This is a genomic window from Rhizobium sp. SVR5-2C (genome assembly GCF_056755115.1).
Window position 1 is genome coordinate 1 of record NZ_JBNDHT010000327.1, and the last position, 517, is coordinate 517.

The window sequence follows — 517 nt, forward strand, 5'->3', positions numbered from 1 at the left end:
ACTGCGTTCAGGGCCAAGTCAAAGATGCCGCCGGCAATTGCCAGTAAAATCTGGCTCAACGAAGACACCCCGCGGTCTATTCTGCGGGGTCTTTGTGGCGTTCCTTCAAGCGACACATCACGCTGGGGCGCCTTCTAGGGGCGTTCGAGTGATTTCAAATTTCCAGAATGACAAAATTCGAGATTTCGCGACCGCCTACATCGAACGCATATCCGCGGAATTGAGGGCGGTCGCCCTCCTATCCGAGTTGGACACCATGTGCGGAGTCGATCGCCTAAACGGCAGCAGGCCTCTCACTGTCTTTCTCCGGGATTCGATTGCGGTCAGGCACAATGTCGGTCGCCCTAGTCGCAGCAAACTATGCGGACATACGTGTTTCCAGCGTCACCATTGAATCCCTCGCGATCACGCCCGGGCATTCGACACGTCCTTTGCCTCCTGCCCGTGCCGCCGACGCTCTGGCGAAGGCTCAGAATATCCCTGTCGACCAGGCGCGTGCGAAGATCGATGAATACGA

General features: G+C 57.1%; 1 pseudogene. It reads left to right on the forward strand.

Annotated features, from left to right (window positions below):
* Positions 1 to 332: 332 nt before the first annotated feature.
* Positions 333 to 517 (forward strand): annotated as a pseudogene (locus ACPYOI_RS35940) (hypothetical protein); the annotation flags it as partial.